Source organism: Streptococcus panodentis, from assembly GCF_017884005.1.
GTDB lineage: Bacteria > Bacillota > Bacilli > Lactobacillales > Streptococcaceae > Streptococcus > Streptococcus panodentis.
On sequence record NZ_QFAY01000002.1, the window covers coordinates 1 to 17,286 of the forward strand.

The 17,286-nt window shown below is 49.4% G+C and carries 11 protein-coding genes and 1 pseudogene; 8 read left to right on the forward strand and 4 right to left on the reverse strand.

Annotated elements, in window-relative coordinates:
• Nucleotides 1-93 precede the first annotated feature (93 nt).
• The 3 genes and pseudogenes from DHL47_RS01030 to DHL47_RS01040 all read left to right on the forward strand — a co-directional run.
• A pseudogene (locus tag DHL47_RS01030) lies at nt 94-570 on the forward strand (PTS sugar transporter subunit IIA); the annotation flags it as partial.
• 152 nt (nt 571-722) lie between these two features.
• Entirely contained in the window at nt 723-2,090 is a 1,368-nt protein-coding gene (locus DHL47_RS01035) for a CapA family protein (RefSeq protein ID WP_245335511.1), read from the forward strand.
• Nucleotides 2,091-2,319: 229 nt separating this feature from the next.
• A complete protein-coding gene (locus DHL47_RS01040; protein WP_209550601.1) occupies nt 2,320-3,045 on the forward strand; it encodes a DUF554 domain-containing protein in 726 nt (241 codons plus the stop codon).
• Nucleotides 3,046-3,152: 107 nt separating this feature from the next.
• On the opposite strand, the gene DHL47_RS01045 is transcribed toward DHL47_RS01040, so the two are convergent.
• A complete protein-coding gene (locus DHL47_RS01045) occupies nt 3,153-4,025 on the reverse strand; it encodes an AraC family transcriptional regulator (protein WP_209550602.1) in 873 nt (290 codons plus the stop codon).
• A gap of 105 nt (nt 4,026-4,130) precedes the next feature.
• On the opposite strand from DHL47_RS01045, the gene DHL47_RS01050 reads away from it, so the two are divergent.
• From DHL47_RS01050 to DHL47_RS01065, 4 genes are all read left to right on the forward strand, one after another.
• Entirely contained in the window at nt 4,131-5,576 is a 1,446-nt protein-coding gene (locus tag DHL47_RS01050; protein WP_275945936.1) for a glycoside hydrolase family 1 protein, read from the forward strand.
• On the forward strand, nt 5,566-5,952 hold the full coding sequence (locus DHL47_RS01055) for a VOC family protein (RefSeq protein WP_209550604.1): 387 nt from the start codon (nt 5,566-5,568) through the stop codon (nt 5,950-5,952). The genes DHL47_RS01050 and DHL47_RS01055 overlap by 11 nt, the downstream gene beginning before the upstream one ends.
• Nucleotides 5,953-6,188: 236 nt before the next feature.
• The gene (locus tag DHL47_RS01060) at nt 6,189-8,282 is read left to right on the forward strand and encodes a transglutaminase domain-containing protein (RefSeq protein ID WP_209550605.1); all 2,094 of its coding nucleotides are present in this window, start codon (nt 6,189-6,191) and stop codon (nt 8,280-8,282) included.
• Nucleotides 8,283-8,736: 454 nt separating this feature from the next.
• Nucleotides 8,737-10,857, forward strand: coding sequence for a transglutaminase domain-containing protein (locus tag DHL47_RS01065; RefSeq protein ID WP_209550606.1), 2,121 nt, complete (start codon nt 8,737-8,739; stop codon nt 10,855-10,857).
• A gap of 712 nt (nt 10,858-11,569) precedes the next feature.
• Here DHL47_RS01065 and DHL47_RS01070 read toward each other — a convergent pair.
• From DHL47_RS01070 to DHL47_RS01080, 3 genes are all read right to left on the reverse strand, one after another.
• A complete protein-coding gene (locus tag DHL47_RS01070; protein WP_209550607.1) occupies nt 11,570-13,294 on the reverse strand; it encodes an ABC transporter permease/substrate binding protein in 1,725 nt (574 codons plus the stop codon).
• A 14-nt stretch (nt 13,295-13,308) separates the two neighbouring features.
• Entirely contained in the window at nt 13,309-14,499 is a 1,191-nt protein-coding gene (locus DHL47_RS01075; protein WP_209550608.1) for a quaternary amine ABC transporter ATP-binding protein, read from the reverse strand.
• A gap of 246 nt (nt 14,500-14,745) precedes the next feature.
• Nucleotides 14,746-15,396, reverse strand: coding sequence for a GntR family transcriptional regulator (locus tag DHL47_RS01080; protein ID WP_128834572.1), 651 nt, complete (start codon nt 15,394-15,396; stop codon nt 14,746-14,748).
• 213 nt (nt 15,397-15,609) lie between these two features.
• Between DHL47_RS01080 and DHL47_RS01085 the strand changes: the two genes are divergently transcribed.
• Nucleotides 15,610-17,283 (forward strand): MutS-related protein, encoded by a 1,674-nt coding sequence (locus DHL47_RS01085; protein WP_209550609.1) that lies wholly within the window; start codon nt 15,610-15,612, stop codon nt 17,281-17,283.
• Nucleotides 17,284-17,286 lie beyond the last annotated feature (3 nt).

Genomic DNA, 17,286 nt, shown 5'->3' on the forward strand with positions numbered 1-17,286 from the left:
AATTTATCTTTAGAATGCAAAAAGCAACGGCTGTTTTCTAGTCGTTGCTTTTTTTGAAGCCTTTTTGTCCCAGACTCTTTGGATACAGCAAAAGAAGCAGCCTCTGTCAAAGTGGCAGACCAAACCGTGACCAGCCCGCTTGAGGGGACAATCGTCGCTCTGGAAGACACTCCGGATGCTGTCTTTGCCAGCGGTGCTATGGGGCGGGGAGTAGCCATTGAGCCCAGTGTCGGTGAAGTGGTAGCACCTGCGGACGGGGTCATTCGTCTGCTCTTCCCGACCAACCATGCCATTGGGCTTGCGACAGATGATGGAGCAGAGCTGCTTATCCATGTCGGCATGGATACTGTAGCCCTGGAAGGCCAAGGTTTTACAGCGCATGTCGTTCAAGGATCCAAGGTCAAGAAAGGCCAGCTCCTATTGACCTTTGATATCCAAGCGATAAAAGAGGCGGGCTATCCAGTGACGACACCAGTTATCGTGACGAATACAGCCAACTATGACCAGATTGAGATCCTGGCTGAAGGAAATGTTCGGCTTGGCGACCAACTGCTGGAATTAAGGCAATAGAAACCGAATCAGGAGATTGGGAGAGAGCCAAATTCTTTTCCCAACTCCTGTTTTTCATTTTCTTTTGTCCATAAAAATAGTATAATATAGTAAATATCAGTCTGCTGTCATGGGACAGGAAAGAGCGGAGAGAGGCTATGGATAAATAATTTCTGTGGGAGAAGATCCGAAAATGTTTTCAGAAGTTTTGGAAGAAGCTGACTGCTTTTACGGAGGAGCACCATCTGCTGGCAGATATATACTATGCTTGGCGGGACTGGCTTCGGGGATTTCCAATCGCTCGAGCCAAGGTCTTTCAAAAGCAGCTTACCAATCGGCAGTTTGTCGGGGTTCTTCTGACTGCGGTCGGACTGTCAGCTGGTATGATTTTGCTGGCGGAGCATCTGCAGGGTCTGTCCTTTCTGTCGGATGGAAAATCCAATCTTGAGCAGCAGACGGGGACTAAAGCGTACCAGACAGTCCGCATCCTGGCGAGCGGTGACCTGCTTTATCACGATGGGCTTTATATGAGTGCTCTGAAAGAGGATGGCTCTTATGATTTTTCCGAGAATTTCCGCTATGCCAAGGAATGGCTCCATCAGGGCGATTTAGTCTTGGGAGACTTTGAGGGTACGATTCGGCCGGATTACCCCCTGAATGGCTATCCGCTCTTCAATGCTCCAGAAGCAGTGGCTCCGGCTATCAAGGATGCTGGCTATCAGGTGATGGATTTGGCCCACAATCACATTTTGGATTCGGGTTTGGAGGGGATTTTTACCACAGCTCAGGCTTTTGAAAAGCAGGGCATCCAGCCTATCGGTGTCTATCCACGCGAAAGCCGCAGTCAGGCACCTATTTTGATCAAGGAAGTCAAGGGCATTAAGATCGCGCTGCTGGCTTACTCCTATGGCTACAATGGCATGGAGGGCCTGCTCAGTCAGGAAGATTATGACAAGCGCCTGTCTGATTTGAATGAGGAAAAGATGCGATCTGAGATAGAGCGAGCGGAAAAGGAAGCGGACATCACCGTCGTTATGCCCCAGATGGGGGTAGAGTACCAGCTGCAGCCGACAGAGGAGCAAGTGGCTCTCTATCATAAGATGGTCGACTGGGGAGCAGATATCATCTTTGGCGGCCATCCGCATGTGGTGCAGCCGTCGGAGGTTTTAGATAAAGGCGGTCAGAAGAAGCTGATCATGTATTCGATGGGGAACTTTATCTCCAATCAGCGCCTCGAGACTATGGAGGGCATTGACAATGCTCAATGGACCGAGCGCGGGGTGCTGATGGATGTCACGATTGAAAAGACAGCCTCGGGCACGCAGATAAAAAGCGCCCAGGCTCACCCTAGCTGGGTCAGCCGAGCCGAAAAGGAAGGGATTTCCCCCGAAGGCTATCCCCTTTATACCTACCAAACCTTGATTTTGGATGACTTTATCGAAGGCGGGAAGTACCGAGACAGGCTGGATCAGGAGACCAGAGCACGGATTGACACCGCCTATCAGGAGATGAAAGAGCATGTGCATTTGGATTGGGAATGATAAACTCATCTTTCGGCAGAATTTTGAACCGGATTATTTCTGTTCGTCCGGTTCTTGCTATTTTAAAATCTGAAACCTTACTATAATAAAAAGGATTTGTTTTATTAGATGCTAGATTGGAGAATCAATAGTTAGATAAAGAAGTTTAACATTGTATCAGGTCGGACTCTCCCATATGGTATAATAGGGGGGATTGATATAAAATAGATGAAATAGAAAAGAGAGTATTATGTTTGGTTTAGGGACCTTGGTGAATGCTGCTGGTGTGGTAGCGGGTGGTTTCTTGGGGCTGCTGATTGGCAGCCGGCTGCCGCATGGGCTGCAGGATTCTTTGATGAAAGCGACAGGGCTGGCGGTGCTGTTTCTGGGTTTGGCGGGGGCGCTAGAGCAAATGCTGCAGGTCAGTCAGGGACAGCTCGTCAGTCGGGGCTCTATGCTGGTCATTATCAGTCTGACTGTGGGGACCCTGATAGGTGAAGCGCTCAATATTGAGCAGGCCTTTGAGGACTTTGGCAAATGGCTGAAAAGAGTGACCAAAAATGAGAGGGATACGACTTTTGTAGATGCCTTTGTGACCGCCTCTCTGACGATTTGTATTGGAGCTATGGCTGTGGTGGGCTCCATTCAGGATGGTCTGAGGGGCGACTATTCAATCCTTTTGGCTAAGGCTGTGCTGGATGCTATCATTGTCCTAATCTTGACAGTTTCAAAGGGGAAGGGTGCCCTGTTTGCGGCTGTACCCATCCTGCTGTTTCAGGGCAGTCTCACGCTCTTGGCGCATTTTCTGGCTCCCATTATGACAGCAGCTGCCTTGGATAATCTCTCCATGATTGGCTCTATCTTGATTTTTTGCGTTGGCATCAATCTCATCTGGGGCAAACTCCTCAAGGTGGCCAATATGCTGCCGGCTCTGATCTTGGCGGTAATGCTGACTTTTTTGCCGTTTTTTGGCTAGAGCAGCTGGTGATTCCCGCTGTTCGTCATGCAGATAGACAGGATGGCTATTTTACAAAGTAGGAATTACGGATAAAAGACCCGTCCTATAGTGTGGACGGGTCTTTTTCATTTCTTCCGATACTGGCTGGGGGTCATCTGGTAGTATTTTTTGAACTGGCGGTTGAAGTTGGAAAGGTTGTTGAAGCCGGACTGGCTGGAGATTTCAAGGACTGACAGAGTGGAATGCTGCAGGAGCTCAGCCGCCTTGCGCAGGCGGAATTGAATCAGGTATTCAATGCAGGAAACGCCCAGATGTTTTTTGAAGAAATTCATAAAATGAGTCGAGCTGTAGCCGCAAATCTTGGCCAGCTGGTCAATGTTGAGGTCTTCCTGATAGTGAGCATTGATAAAATCAATGATGGAGCGGATTTTCTCCTCCTTGCGGTAGCCCTCGGGTGACAGGTCTTTGGAGACGATGTAGTCATTTTCAAAGAGCAGGAAGAACAGCTGATTAAGCTGAGCCTTGAGCTGAAACTCAAAATAAGGCTTTCGATAGTAGCCGGTCTCCATAGCCTCCAGCAGGCATTTGCGGATTTGAGGGTAGGCGGCATCCTTGGACTTGATGACATGGGAAAAGTCCAGCTGGCCGTTATAGAGCGGCTGCAGGTAGTTGATACTGGCCTGATCCATGGCTGAATAGCCCATCAAATCCAGATGAAAGTTGATGGCATCCATATAGTGGCGCTTGTCCTCAATAGGGTGAATGGAGTGGAGGGCATTGGGCCGGATAAGGATAATATCACCCTGCTCGCTGTTGAAATAGTCGTCATCAATATGAAACTGAGCTGTTCCTTCATGGACATAGATAATCTCGACATCGGTATGCCAGTGGAAAAGAATATCGGGATGTCCATTTTCCGTAATCGTCCGGGTCAGTGAGTAGGGAGTGCCTTGGTTTTTGTAAATGGTGTTTTTGTGAAGTTGCCCTAAATCAATCATGTCCATGTCCTTTCGTAGAATAATATCAGTTCTTAAGATAATTGTGTTGGAAATCTTGTTTGACAACTATTATAATATAATTATAAAAAAAACGAAAGAGGAAAAATGCAAATGAGTAAATTTCCAAAAGGTTTTCTTTGGGGAGGCGCCACTGCGGCCAATCAGTATGAAGGTGCCTACAATGTCGATGGAAAAGGCTTGTCTGTTCAGGATGTGACGCCTAAGGGCGGAGTTCCTGCCAGTCCGACTGACCACAATCCTGTGATTACCGAAGCTCCGACTCCTGACAATCTCAAGCTGGAGGGGATTGACTTCTACCATCGCTACAAAGAGGATATTGCGCTCTTTGCAGAAATGGGCTTCAAGGTTTACCGCACCTCTATCGCTTGGTCACGGATTTTCCCGAATGGGGATGAAACGGAGCCTAATGAAGCCGGTCTTCAGTTTTACGATGATCTGTTTGATGAGCTGGCGAAGTACGGCATTGAGCCTTTGATTACCCTATCCCACTATGAAACGCCCCTGCACTTGGCACGTCAGTACAATGGCTGGGCCAACCGTGATTTGATTGGCTTTTATGAGCGCTATGTCCGCACGGTTTTTACCCGCTACAAGGACAAGGTCAAGTATTGGCTGACTTTCAATGAAATCAATTCGGTCCTTCATGCGCCTTTTATGAGCGGCGGCATTGCGACACCTGTTGAGGAGCTGTCCAAGCAGGACCTCTATCAGGCTGTCCATCATGAGCTGGTCGCATCAGCTCTGGCGACCAAAATCGGTCATGAAATCAATCCTGAATTTAAGATTGGCTGTATGGTCCTGGCTATGCCGGCCTATCCAATGACACCGAAGCCCGAAGATGTTCTGGCTGCGCGTGAGTTTGAAAATCAAAACTATCTCTTCTCTGATATCCATGCACGCGGCAAATACCCTGCCTATATCAACCGTTTCTTTAAGGAGAAAGGTATCGAGATTCAGTTTGCACCGGGTGATAAGGAATTGCTGGCTGAAAATACAGTAGACTTTATCTCCTTCTCTTACTACATGAGTGTGGTAGCGGCTCACGATCCAGAAAACTATTCTTCCGGCCGCGGCAATGTGCTGGGCGGGCTGCAGAATCCGCATCTGGCTAGCTCTGAGTGGGGCTGGCAGATTGACCCAGTCGGCCTGCGTCTGGTGCTGAATGCCTTTTATGACCGCTATCAGCTGCCACTCTTTATCGTGGAAAATGGTCTGGGGGCCAAGGATGTCTTGGTAGACGGCCCTAATGGCCCGACCGTAGAAGATGACTACCGCATCGACTATCTCAAGCAGCATTTGCGGCAGGTAGGAGAGGCTGTTGAAGACGGCGTAGACCTTCTGGGCTACACGACTTGGGGCTGTATTGATTTGGTTTCTGCAGGAACGGCAGAACTGAGCAAGCGTTACGGATTTATCTATGTGGACCGCAACGATGACGGTACGGGCAGTCTGGCTCGCTACAAGAAGAAATCCTTCGACTGGTACAAGGAAGTCATTGCGACGAATGGAGGGAGTTTAGATGAAGATTGAGCATGTAGGGCTGTATGTCCGTGATTTAGAAGGCGCTAGACAGTTCTTTCAGGATTATTTTCAGGCGGCAAGCAACTCCCTTTATCATAATCCTAAAACTGGTTTTTCCTCTTACTTTCTGACCTTTGCATCTGGAGCGCGTCTGGAAATCATGACACGAGAGCATGATTTGGCAGATGCCAAAGAGGATTTGTACCAAACAGGCTATCATCACTTGGCTTTCGCCCTAGGCAGTCAGGAAGAGGTGAATCGACTGACGGCCCGCCTGGAAAGAGATGGCTATCCTGTCTTGAGCGGCCCCAGAGTGACCGGAGACGGCTACTACGAGAGCTGTATCCAGGCTTTTGAAGGAAACCAAATCGAACTGACCATTTAAACCAGCTCCTTATAAGACAAGCAAGTCAGGACAAAGATGCCCTGGCTTTGCTGTTTATAAAATTGTGAAAAAATTTACAAAAATATGCGACTACTAAAACAAACTGTGGTATAATATGTGTAGAACATCTATTTTTTAGAATAGAAACTAGCAATAAAAGAATTTATAATAAAGCGAGAGCTAAAATAAACTATGATATAATATTTAAATAATATATTTTTCAGGAGGGAAAAATTATGAGCAGGAAAATTCGTTTCTCTATACTGCTTATTCTTTTGGTTTGTTTTCTGCCGGGATGTGCTTTGTTGCCACATACTTCGGGACCAGACGGTGCCAAGACAGAACTATCAGAAAGCATGAAAAAGCTCAAGGAAAAGTACAATAAGGATGCTCCCTATGAGATGCAGGACCAGGTCGTCCATGTCAAGGAGAATGAAGCCTTGGCCTTCCCGACTAAGATTAGTAAGTTGGGAGAGATGGAAAGTCTTAAGAAGGACCAGGAGCTTAACTCTTCTTTTGAAATCTATGCAGACAGCGACCTTAAGATTATGCTGACCTCGGATTTTGTCCTGGAAGATGGAAAACTGCAGCTCAAGCCAGGCCATAACTTTTCAGGCTACCAGGTCGCACCGGCCGGGGACCGGCAGTCCTATGAGCTGGTCAGAAACAATGAATCCTGGGGCGTTTACGACACCCTCTTTCTGCTCCAGCGGGATGATGCTGAGACCGGCAAGGCTCTGGCCAAGCCCAAGCTCTGGGTGGTCAAGATTGATAAGGAGGATCGGGATAAAATCTCGCTCAAGGCCAAGGCCAGCCTGCTGGAGGACGGCCGCCTGCAGCTGGAATGGACGGCAGTTCCTGGAGCGGACAGCTATTCCATCGTCAAGCGTCAGCTGAAGAAGGGCTTGTCTGAAGGTGACCCAGGCTACTATGACTTTGTGGAAATCGATCGGCTGGAGTCTACCGTTTACCGGTCTGATCCGCCTATGGATACCTTGTCAGCCAGCAAAGAAGCTTCTCAGTCCCAGCGTAAGTTCCGGGCCTATGAGAGCCATTACACCGACAGTAAGGATGAGCTTGAGGCAGCTCCGTATGATTTGGTCGTGATTCCGCTCAAGGATCACAGCCCCATGGGTTCGCTGAGCAATCCCCTGTTATCTGACGGCTTTGCTTCCAGCATGCCGGATCAGATTGACTCTACCACCTTCCTTGCTAAAAGCAAGGAATTACGGGCCCAAGGCCAGCTGCCGACTGAGGCGCCGCTCCTGATGATGGACGGCAGTATCCACTATTTCCCAATCGTCTATGAACAGGTGGCTCCGGCTGCCGGCAACAGTGTCCGCTGCGCCGTTTCCATCAAGGGAATGCCAAGTATCAAGGATGAAGTCTACACACAAGGCAAGTCAGCAGAAGAAGTGCAGACCCTAGCCAATGAAAACAATAAGAATCTGGAAAGCCGCTCTAAATCAGGAGTCTACCAGCCTTATGTCAGTGTGGAAAAGGCCGATTTGGATCTCAAGGGACAAAAGGTCGTCAAGGATGTCTCTGATATTGAGGCTCGGGTCAAGGGCAGAAGCGCCATGACCGAATACTTTGCCAAGGCCCTGGCTAACGGTTCAGAGTATGTGGATTACAGTGCCTTTCCTGAGCTGGACTACAGCTCTCTTGCCAAGGTCATCCAGGAGGTCAAGGAAGATAACCCAACCCTGCCTCAGCACTTTGACTACCAGGTGGATGAGTCCCAGAATGTGGTCAAATTCATCTATAATGACAAGGATTTGGCTTCATCCAAGAAGGTGGAAGCCAAGGTCAAAGAAGTGGCCAAGGAGATTATCAAGGACGGCATGAGCGATCGGGAAAAGGTCCAAGCTATCAACCAGTATCTGGTCGACCATGCGACTTATAATGATGCGGCCTATGCCAAGTCCAAGGAAGTGGACAGACTGAGGAGTAAAAATCCTCGCAGTGACGAGGAAACCAAGCAGATGGGAGATATCGTCCAAAATGATCTCAACGGCAAATATGCCTCTGCCTGGGATGCTTCTGGTGTCCTGCTGGAGGGGACAGGAGTCTGCCAGTCCTATGCGGTGGCCTTCAATGCCCTGGCTCAGGAAGCCGGTCTGAATTCGCTCTATGTCTCTGGCGATGTCAATACCGGTGATAAACACGCCTGGAACCTGGTCAAGATTGACGGCCAGTGGCTGGTCGTGGACGTGACCTGGAATGATGATGACAAGGATCCGAATCAGTTCCTGCTCCTGTCAATGGACGATGCCAAATACCTGGAAAGCCACTATATGGATTACCAATACCGTGAAAAGTTAAAATAAGACTTTTTCCAAAAGGCTCTGTGAATGACCATGTTCTCAGAGCCTCTTTAAGTATAATTTGCTGGGGAGTCTGTTACCTCTTCCAACTGTCTGCTTTTTTGGTGATTTTTGATTCATTTTTCGGAGTCGCGCCTTTGTTGATTTTGGGTAAGACGTTTCCATTCTAGGGTCAAAGGATACTAAAACAAGATCAGAAATAGCCCTTCTTTACGGTAGCTTTATCCGTAGGCCCAAGGCAGTACTTTTGATTTTCTTTGGCTATAAGCAAACACTCCTTCTTCAAAATTAAAAAAATTACAAAAAATAAGATCCCTAAAACAAACAGTGATATAATATATGTAGGCCGCCTGTTTTAGGATAAGGAATTTAGTATAAAAGAATTTATAATAAAGCGAGAGCTAAAATAAAATATGGTATAATATTCTAAGGAATGTATTTTCAGGAGGAACATACTATGAATAGAAGGATTCGTGTCATTTTACTGTCTGTTCTGCTGCTTTCTTTTCTGTCGGGCTGCAGCCTTTTTCAGAGAAATGGTGCAGGTCAGGGAGAGCAGTTTTCGGAAAGTGTGCGCAAACTGAGGGAAAAATACAGCAAAAACACTCCCTATGATGTGCAGGATAAGGTCATCCATATCAAGGAAAATGAGTCTATTGCCTTTCCGACAGAAGTGGGGAAGATGAATGACTTTGAGACCCTGCCTCACGAAGGACAGACCGAACTGCTTTCTTCCTTTGAGCTCTACGGAGACAGCAATTTGCAAGGTCTTTTAGGAGCGGATTTTAAGCTGAATGAGGATAGGGAGGTAGAAATTGAACCGGCCTATCATTTCTCCGCTACCCGTGTGGAAGCCAATAAAGACCGTACGGAATACGGTCTGGCCAAGCAGGGCGAGAGCTGGGGCGTCTTTGATACCCTCTATCTGCTGCAAAGAGATGATGAGCATACAGGCAAAAAGCTCAAAAAGCCCAAACTGTGGGTGGTCAAGATTGATAAAAAAGGCCGAGACAAGCTGGCTCTGAGAGCCAACAGCAGCCTGCTCAGCGATGGCCGTCTGCAGCTGGAATGGACGGATGTGCCGGGGGCAGACTCCTATTCCATTGTCAAAAGAGAGTATGTCACCCTCCCTGGAAGTGACAGCAATACGGGTCTTTATAACTATAAAGAGGTAGATCGGGTTACTTCGACCGTCTACCGGACAGACCTGCCGACGACTTACGACACCCGCAACGGCGGCCGTTCGGGCGATGATCCTGTGATGGAGCGGCAAAGGCTGCTGCAGGCTTTTGACCAGGATTACAGCAGCAGAAAGGCAGAGCAGAAGCCCTATGATCTGTTTGTCGTCCCTCTCAAAGGCCAGGAAGCTCTTGGCTCCATCAGCAATCCTATTTCTTCTGACAGCTTTGCCAAGCTCATGCCTAGTCAGATTGATTTTCGGACCTTCTCTGATCAGATTTCAGCCCTGAGGCAGCAGGGCAATATCCCTGCAGAAGCTCCGCTGCAGATGATGGATGGTCAGATCCAGAACTTTCCGATTGTCTATGAAAAGCTTGAAAAATCCGGCCGAGATGTCAGATGTCTGGTCTCTATCAAGGGCATGCCGACTGTCAAAACGGACTTTATCGTCCAGCAAGCCAGTGTAGAAGAGGTCCAGTCTGCGGCAGATCAGCACAATGAAGCGGCCAATAAAGCTGAGAGCAGGTCTGGTGCCTATGACAAATATATCAGCGTCGAGCAGGCTGACTTGGATCTCAATGGCAAAACAGTCGTTCGCGATGTGAGTTCTATTGAGGACAAAGTAACAGCCAAAAGTGCGGCGGAAGAATATTTTGCCAAGGCCCTTCTGTCCGATGCCGAATATGTGGACTACAGTGAATTTCCCGAGCTCAGTGAGGGAGATGTCAGTGAAATAATCATTGAGGTTTTGGAGCAAAATCCAACGGCTCAGCAAGGAGTGCTGCCTTATATCGATGGCAAGCAGCATGTGGTGCACTTCAAGTATGATGCGAAAGAAGCTGCCAAATATGAGAAGGCCCGCAAGAAGGTTAAAGAAATCGTCAAAGAGATTATCACAGACCAGATGAGCGATCGGGAAAAAATCGAGGCCATCAATCGATATCTAATTGATCACACCAGCTATGATCACCCTGCCTATGAAGCCGGCAAGGCTTACGAAGCTACTATTGAGAATCAGAACAGCTCTGAAGAGGAAATCTCAAAAGCGCGTAAAAAATTAGATGACATGGAATCCAGCTACAACATCACAGGTCCGCTCTTAGAGGGCAAGGGAGTCTGTAATGCTTATGCTGTGACCTTCCAGGCGCTGGCTCAGGAAGCTGGTCTGGAAACCATGTATGTAAAAGGGAATACACCAGACTTTGACCGGCATGCCTGGAACTATGCCAAGGTAGATGGCCAGTGGCTGGCCTTGGATGTCACCTGGAATGATACCGATGGTGATGCCAATAAAAAAGAAAACCGCTACCTGCTCTTATCTATGGATGATGCGACTTATGCACAAAGTCACTATGCTAATAGCCGATTTGATGAGGCCATTCAAAATGATGGAGAGTAAAGCTTGCAGCTCTGTATAGTCTTTTCCTTTAGGAAGTGTCAAAAGGCGGTGGGACAGAACTAAATTTTGGAAAAATTTAGTTCTGTCCCACCGCCTTTTGTTTCTAAGCTCAGGCTGAAAAGGTTCCCCAAACCTTTTCACTCCCAGCCCGCGAGGCTCTCACAGTCCGGGTGGACTGTGAGAGGTTGGGGATGAGGAAAACAGAGTTTTCCTCAATGTAGGAGCTTTTTGGAGTCTAAAAGACGAACAAAGTTGAGACTTGCTTCGCAAGTCCTATCCGCAACCTCAAAGCAGTGCTTTTGTTGCTTCCTCTCGGAAGCTCTATTTATAACCTCAAAAGCTCCACTGGAGCTTTTGAGCAATCAGCTACCGCGTCAAGAGTTTTTTACCAAAACAAAGCGAGACTGAAGGACTTTTTATACGGTATCTTCTAAAAGATCCATCCCTCTGTGGGTGAGGGCGCAGCCATCATGGGAGTCTGTCTCAGCCTCTTTGAGGCGGTGAAGGAGCTTCCGCTAAGAAGTGTCAGCTGTTCAAAGCGCTGCTTTGAGCTTGCGGATAAAAGACCGTGAGGAAGTCTCAACAGTACGGCAGGGCGAAATAACGAAGTCATACGTTATAAAAGACAAACGAAAGGATGATAACATAAGAAAAGACCGAGGCGATACTGTCTCGGTCTTGATTGTTTTGATGGGCAGCTCTTTGCGGGAGCTTACTTCTTCCAACTGTCCACTTCTTTTTGGTGGTTTTTGATCCATTCCTTGGCAGCGGCTTCTGGCGAAGTACCTTCGTTGATCTTGAGCATGACCTCTTCCATGTCTTTCTGGGTCCAGTTGAAGTTGTCCAGGACCTTATTGACTTCTGGCAGATCTTTGTCCAGATTTTGGCGGGTAATGGTGTGAATGGCTTCTTTGCCGCCCATGGTCCCTTTCGGATCCTCCAGATATTTAAGATCATACTTGGAGAACATCCAGTGAGGCGACCAGCCGGTAATGATAATATCTTCCTTATTTTTAATCGCTTGATCCAGCGCTGTGGTCATGGCTCCTGTTGAGGAAGAAGAAAGATTCCAGCCGCTGAGATTGCTGTATTCTTTCATGGTTTTTTCGGCTGCGGCCATGACGCCGGCACCGGGCTCAATTCCTGTAATCGTTTGTTTGGCCTGATTGGTCAGATCCTCGATAGAATTGGCATCGGTGTAGGCTGGCACGACCAGACCGACTTTGACGCCCTCTAGGTTGGGTCCCAAGTCCACAATCTTGTCCTTGTATTCCTCATAGAGAGAGGCATGAGTGGTCGGCAGCCAAGCTGAGACCATAGCATCAGCTTCACTATTGGCAACGGATTTCCACATGACGGCATTGTCCAGCGGAGTGATGGTGACATCATAGCCCATTTCCTTGAGCACCTCAGCCACGACATTGGTGGAAGCCACTTCTGAATCCCACTCGACATAAGCCAGATTGACAGCTTCCTTCTTGCCTCCCTGCAGCTTGGTCACCTGATTGCCGACAAAGGCGGTGAGGAGAACAGCGGCCAGAGCAGACCAGAGCATGACTTTTTTGCGTTTTTCCTTGGCTGTAACCGGCGCTTTTTTAGCCAGCGGCTGATTGAGCTTTTGGGTCAGCCGGTCGATGACGATAGCCAGAATGACCAGAGATACCCCGTTGACAAAGCCAGAACCGATGTCTGCGTGCTGCAGGGCAGAGAGGACACCGCGTCCCAAGCCGGGCGCCCCAATCATGGAAGCCGTCACGACCATGGACAGGGCCAGCATGATGGTCTGATTGACCCCGGCCAAAATGGTATTCTTGGCCAGCGGCAGCTCCACCTTAAAGAGCTTCTGCTTGGCGGTTCCTCCAAAGGAATCCGAAGCTTCTATCAGCTCGGTCGGGATCTGCCGGATAGCCAGATTGGTAAAGCGGACAGTGGGCGGCAGGGCAAAGATGACAGAGGCAAAGACCCCTGGCACCATGCCGATACCGAAGAAGGCAACGGCCGGTATCAGATAGACAAAGGCCGGCATGGTCTGCATGAAGTCCAGCAGGGGCTTGACAATGGCTTCGACCCGATTGCTCTTGGCCATCCAAATCCCCAGCGGAATCCCGATAATGATGGAGATCAGACTGGACACAATGACCAGCGTCACCGTATTCATGAGATTTTCCCAGAGTCCTTGATTGTAGACAAAGAGCAGGCCTAGGAAAGTCAGCAGGGGCAGGCCCAGCTTGCGGTTGGAAATCAAATAGGTAAAGACAGTGATGACTGCGATAAAGAGCAGGGGCGGGATAAAGAGCAGGGTGTCTGTCATCCCGTTCATCAGAGCGCTTCCGATAGCCTGCAGGACAGAAAAGAGGCCGGAGAAGGTATCGGTCACCCAGTTGGTGAAAGCCTCCACCCATTGGGAAACGGGGATTGGCTGCTGTAAAATATTCAAAACAAGAACCTCCCTTATTCTTCAGATTCGTTGGTATTGGCCAGGGCCTCGATAACCCGGCCCTTGATAATAACGCCGACTAGTTTGTCCTGATCGTTGACCACAGCCAGGGGCGCCGGTGAATCATAAATCAGCGGGAAAATATCTGTAATCAGGGTTTCCTGCGTCACCTTGCGGACGTTTTTATCAATCACTTCAGCCAGCGGCTGGTGCTGCTTGCGGGCATCGCGGGCAGCTTCGGCTGTCAGGCTGCCCTTGAGGCGGCGCTTTCTGTCCACAGCCAGGAGCATGCTGACCTCTTCTTTTTTCATGCGGTTGAGCGCCACAGTCGGCCCGTCAATGTCAATATTGGTCGTCAACGGCGTTGTCATAATGTTCTGCGCTGTCAGGACCTTGGAGCGGTCCACATCTTCGACGAATTCCCGCACAAAATCATTGGCTGGATTGGTCAGAATGTCCTCACCGGTGCCAATCTGCATAATCTGACCGTCAGCCATAATGGCAATGCGATCGCCGATCCGCAGGGCTTCATTGAGGTCGTGGGTGATAAAGATAATGGTCCTTTCCTGCTCCGCCTGCAAATCCAGCAGCTCATCCTGCATTTCCCGGCGGATGAGGGGGTCAAGGGCTGAGAAGGCCTCGTCCATGAGCAGAATGTCCGGATTGTTGGCCAAAGCACGGGCCAGACCGACCCGCTGCTGCATACCGCCGGACAGCTGTTCCGGATATTGGTCCTTAAAGCTGAGCAGGCCGGCATTGTTCAAAGCCTGCTCGGCCAGCCGGGTCCGCTCTTCCTTTTCAACTCCCCGGACTTCCAGTCCGAATTCGGTATTTTCGAGAATGGTCCGATGGGGAAAGAGTCCGAAGTTTTGGAAGACCATATTGAGCTTGTGGCGGCGCACTTCGCGCAGTTCTTCCTCATCCATCTTGGCCACGTCCTGACCGTCGATATAAATATCGCCCGAGGTCGGGTCAATCAGCCGGTTGAGCAGGCGGATCAGGGTGGACTTACCGCTGCCGGACAGCCCCATGATGACAAAGATTTCGCCGGCCTGGACCTCAAAGTTCACATCGTAAACCCCGACAGTTGCTCCGGTTTTCTCCAAAATTTCTGTCTTGCTTTTGGCCTGCCGGACCATGTCCAGTGCCTGTTTTTGCTTTTTCCCAAATATTTTGGTCAAATGCTGTACTTCAAGTTTATTCACTTTATTTCTCCTTTTGCAAAAGTGACTACATATAAATTTTATAGAGTTGTCACTTAAAAGACCACCTAAGTATACCATTGTGTGGTCACTTTGTCAAACCGGAGAAGGCGGCCGCGGGGACTTTTGAAATGAAAATGGAGCAGTTTTCCGCCTTTTTCTGAAAAGCAGCTATTCCCCGCAGGCCCATAACAATCCGCCTGAGCAGCGGAAAAGCGCTTGGGAGCAGAAGAAAAAACAAGCGCATTGTCACTTGTTTGTTTCATTTTCATTAAAAAATAAATTATGCATGAGTCCGACCGAGAGCTCATTGCCGACAAAGTAGATCATATCGCCGGCCTGAAGCTTGGTATAGGGGCCGGGCGAGATGAGGAGCTGGTCTCCCTGCTGGACAGCTACAATGGTGGCACCGGTTGAGTGCCAGACATTCAGTTCATTGATGGATTTTTCCAGATTGATGGCTTCTGCTGTCAGCTGCAGTTCATAAGGATTGAAGGGGAAGCGCTGCTGGATATCCTTGGTCCGTCCCAACAGCTGGCTGAGCAGCTGGGAAAAGTTGGCAAATTCTTCCTCCTGGCGCTGAATGCTCTGCTGGAGCTTGCTTTTCAAATCCTGCAGAGAGTTGACATCCTTATAAGTTTCCAGAAACTGCTGGGCCTTTTCCTTGGAAGAAATGAAAGCTCCGCTGCCATGCCGGACTTCCATAATCTCCAGATCAACCAGCACATTGATAGCCTTGCGGGCTGTCTCCGGCGAAACATTGAAATTGCTGGCCAGAGTAGAGCGGGCATAAATTTTACTGCCGACAGGGTACTTGCCGTCAACGATTCGCTCGGCGATTGCCACAGCAATCTGCTGGTAGCGCGGGAAAGAAACTTCTTTTTTACTGAGATGAGCCATGGCTGCCTCCAATTCCTAAGAGAGTATAGCTATGATTATAATATAAAAATGAGAGATTGAAAAGAGGGGGAGAGAGCAGAATTAAAAATGAGGCTTGTAAAAGCTGCGGAAATTTTTCTCAGCCTTATCCGCCTGCACGGTCTTTCTTTTTGCTATTTTAAGTAGTATAATATGTCTAAAAGTCGGGTTTTTCTGGAAAGGATGAGCATAGTCATGTCACAGTTTATGGTGGTGTTTCTGGGGATTCTGGCAGTGCTGCTGCTTGTCATTGTCTCTGGCATTCGGAGCAAGCTTCGCTTGAAAAAGCGGCTGGCTGCTGCTTGGGGCAGCCGCGAGCGGGTCGGTCAGCGGCCTGACAGTCAGGCCAGTCTGTATGAGTCCTTTCTGCTGGACAGGGAGGAGCAGTCCTACGACAGCTTGGTGGATGACCAGACTTGGGAGGATTTGGATTTTCATCAGATTTTTGAAGAGATCGATACCGCGTCCCAGTCCAGTCTGGGCTCAGAGTATCTTTACAGCCGCCTGCGTCTGCTGCGGTTTGAGCCTGATCAGGACTTGGAGGCCCTGCAGTGCTATCTGAGCCAGCATCCGCAGGAGCGTTTCCAGCTGCAGCTGCTCTTTGGCCAAATCGGCAGGAAAAATCACAATCAGGCCAAGAAAATCGTCTGCCGGCCGGCGCCGGCCAATCACCGAGGGGGCCTCTATCTGCTGCTGGCTCTGCTGCCGCTGCTGTCCCCTCTGTTCTTCTTTGTCAGCCCTCCTTTGGGCTATCTGCTGCCCCTGCTGAGCATGACCTTTAATATTTTTTTCTATCTGCTGACGCGCTGGTCGCTGGATATGCGTCTGGACAGTATGGGCTATCTGGTAAGGGTCTTTTATGTAGGGGGCAAGATTGCCCGCATGGATCTGCCTGGGCAGGATTCCCTGAAAAAAGCGAGCAAAGCTTTCAGCCGGGCCAAGCTTTTCGGTCCGGTCTTTCGGCCTCAGTCCGGTGTGTCCGAATTAGAGATATTTTTCCTCTATATTAACTCTGTCCTGCTCCTTCCCCATCTGGCCCAGGCCTATATCTCCAAGCGGCTGGTCCGCTACAATCAGGAAGCGCGGACCGTGCTGGAACTGCTGGGCCGCTTAGAGGCAGCCATTGCTATCCTCAATTACAAGGAAAGCCTGCCTTTTTATGCCCGGCCGGAATTTTCAGAAGAAGGCGGTCTGGTGGGCAGGGAGCTCTATCATCCCCTGCTGAGCCAGCCTGTCAGCAACGATGTGCAGTTCTCCGGCAATGTGATGATTAGCGGTGACAATGCTTCGGGCAAGTCCACCTATCTGCGGACAGTAGCGATCAATGCTGTCTTGGCGCAGGCTCTGGGCTTTGCCTGCGGCCGTCAGCTGCGGCTGCAGTACGGTCACGTCCTGACAGCTATGGATGTCAGTGATGACATAGGAAGCGGCGACAGCTACTTTATCGCAGAGAGCAGGGCAATCCTGCGTATGCTGGACTCCTTGGAGGAGGGGGGCCTGCATTACTTTTTCATTGACGAGCTGTTTAAGGGGACCAATACGGTTGAGCGGATTGGGGCTGGTCTGGGCATTATCCGCTGGCTGGCTCAGCGTCCCTGTCTCTATATGGTCTCCAGCCATGATGTCGAGCTGGTAGGAGCCTCCGGCGGACTCAATGAGCAGTACCATTTTGACAGCCAGTACATCAAGGGTGAGATTGTCTTTGACTATCAGATCAAGCCAGGCAGCGCCCTGACCAAGAATGCGGTCAATACGCTGGAAAGCCTGGATTATCCAGCGGAGCTTACTGAGGCTGCCAGAAGGGTCATCCACCATTACGAACAGAGCGGCCAGTGGACCTTGCAGGCTGCAGAAGGAGAAAGGAAATGAAGC

Bases quoted from the DNA above. Each gene is read 5' to 3' on its own strand.
- DHL47_RS01040 (WP_209550601.1), top strand. From the start codon at position 2,320: ATGTTTGGTTTAGGGACCTTGGTGAATGCTGCTGGTGTGGTAGCGGGT.
- DHL47_RS01085 (WP_209550609.1), top strand. From the start codon at position 15,610: ATGTCACAGTTTATGGTGGTGTTTCTGGGGATTCTGGCAGTGCTGCTG.
- DHL47_RS01045 (WP_209550602.1), bottom strand. From the start codon at position 4,025: ATGATTGATTTAGGGCAACTTCACAAAAACACCATTTACAAAAACCAA.
- DHL47_RS01065 (WP_209550606.1), top strand. From the start codon at position 8,737: ATGAATAGAAGGATTCGTGTCATTTTACTGTCTGTTCTGCTGCTTTCT.
- DHL47_RS01050 (WP_275945936.1), top strand. From the start codon at position 4,131: ATGCAAATGAGTAAATTTCCAAAAGGTTTTCTTTGGGGAGGCGCCACT.
- DHL47_RS01055 (WP_209550604.1), top strand. From the start codon at position 5,566: ATGAAGATTGAGCATGTAGGGCTGTATGTCCGTGATTTAGAAGGCGCT.
- DHL47_RS01060 (WP_209550605.1), top strand. From the start codon at position 6,189: ATGAGCAGGAAAATTCGTTTCTCTATACTGCTTATTCTTTTGGTTTGT.
- DHL47_RS01080 (WP_128834572.1), bottom strand. From the start codon at position 15,396: ATGGCTCATCTCAGTAAAAAAGAAGTTTCTTTCCCGCGCTACCAGCAG.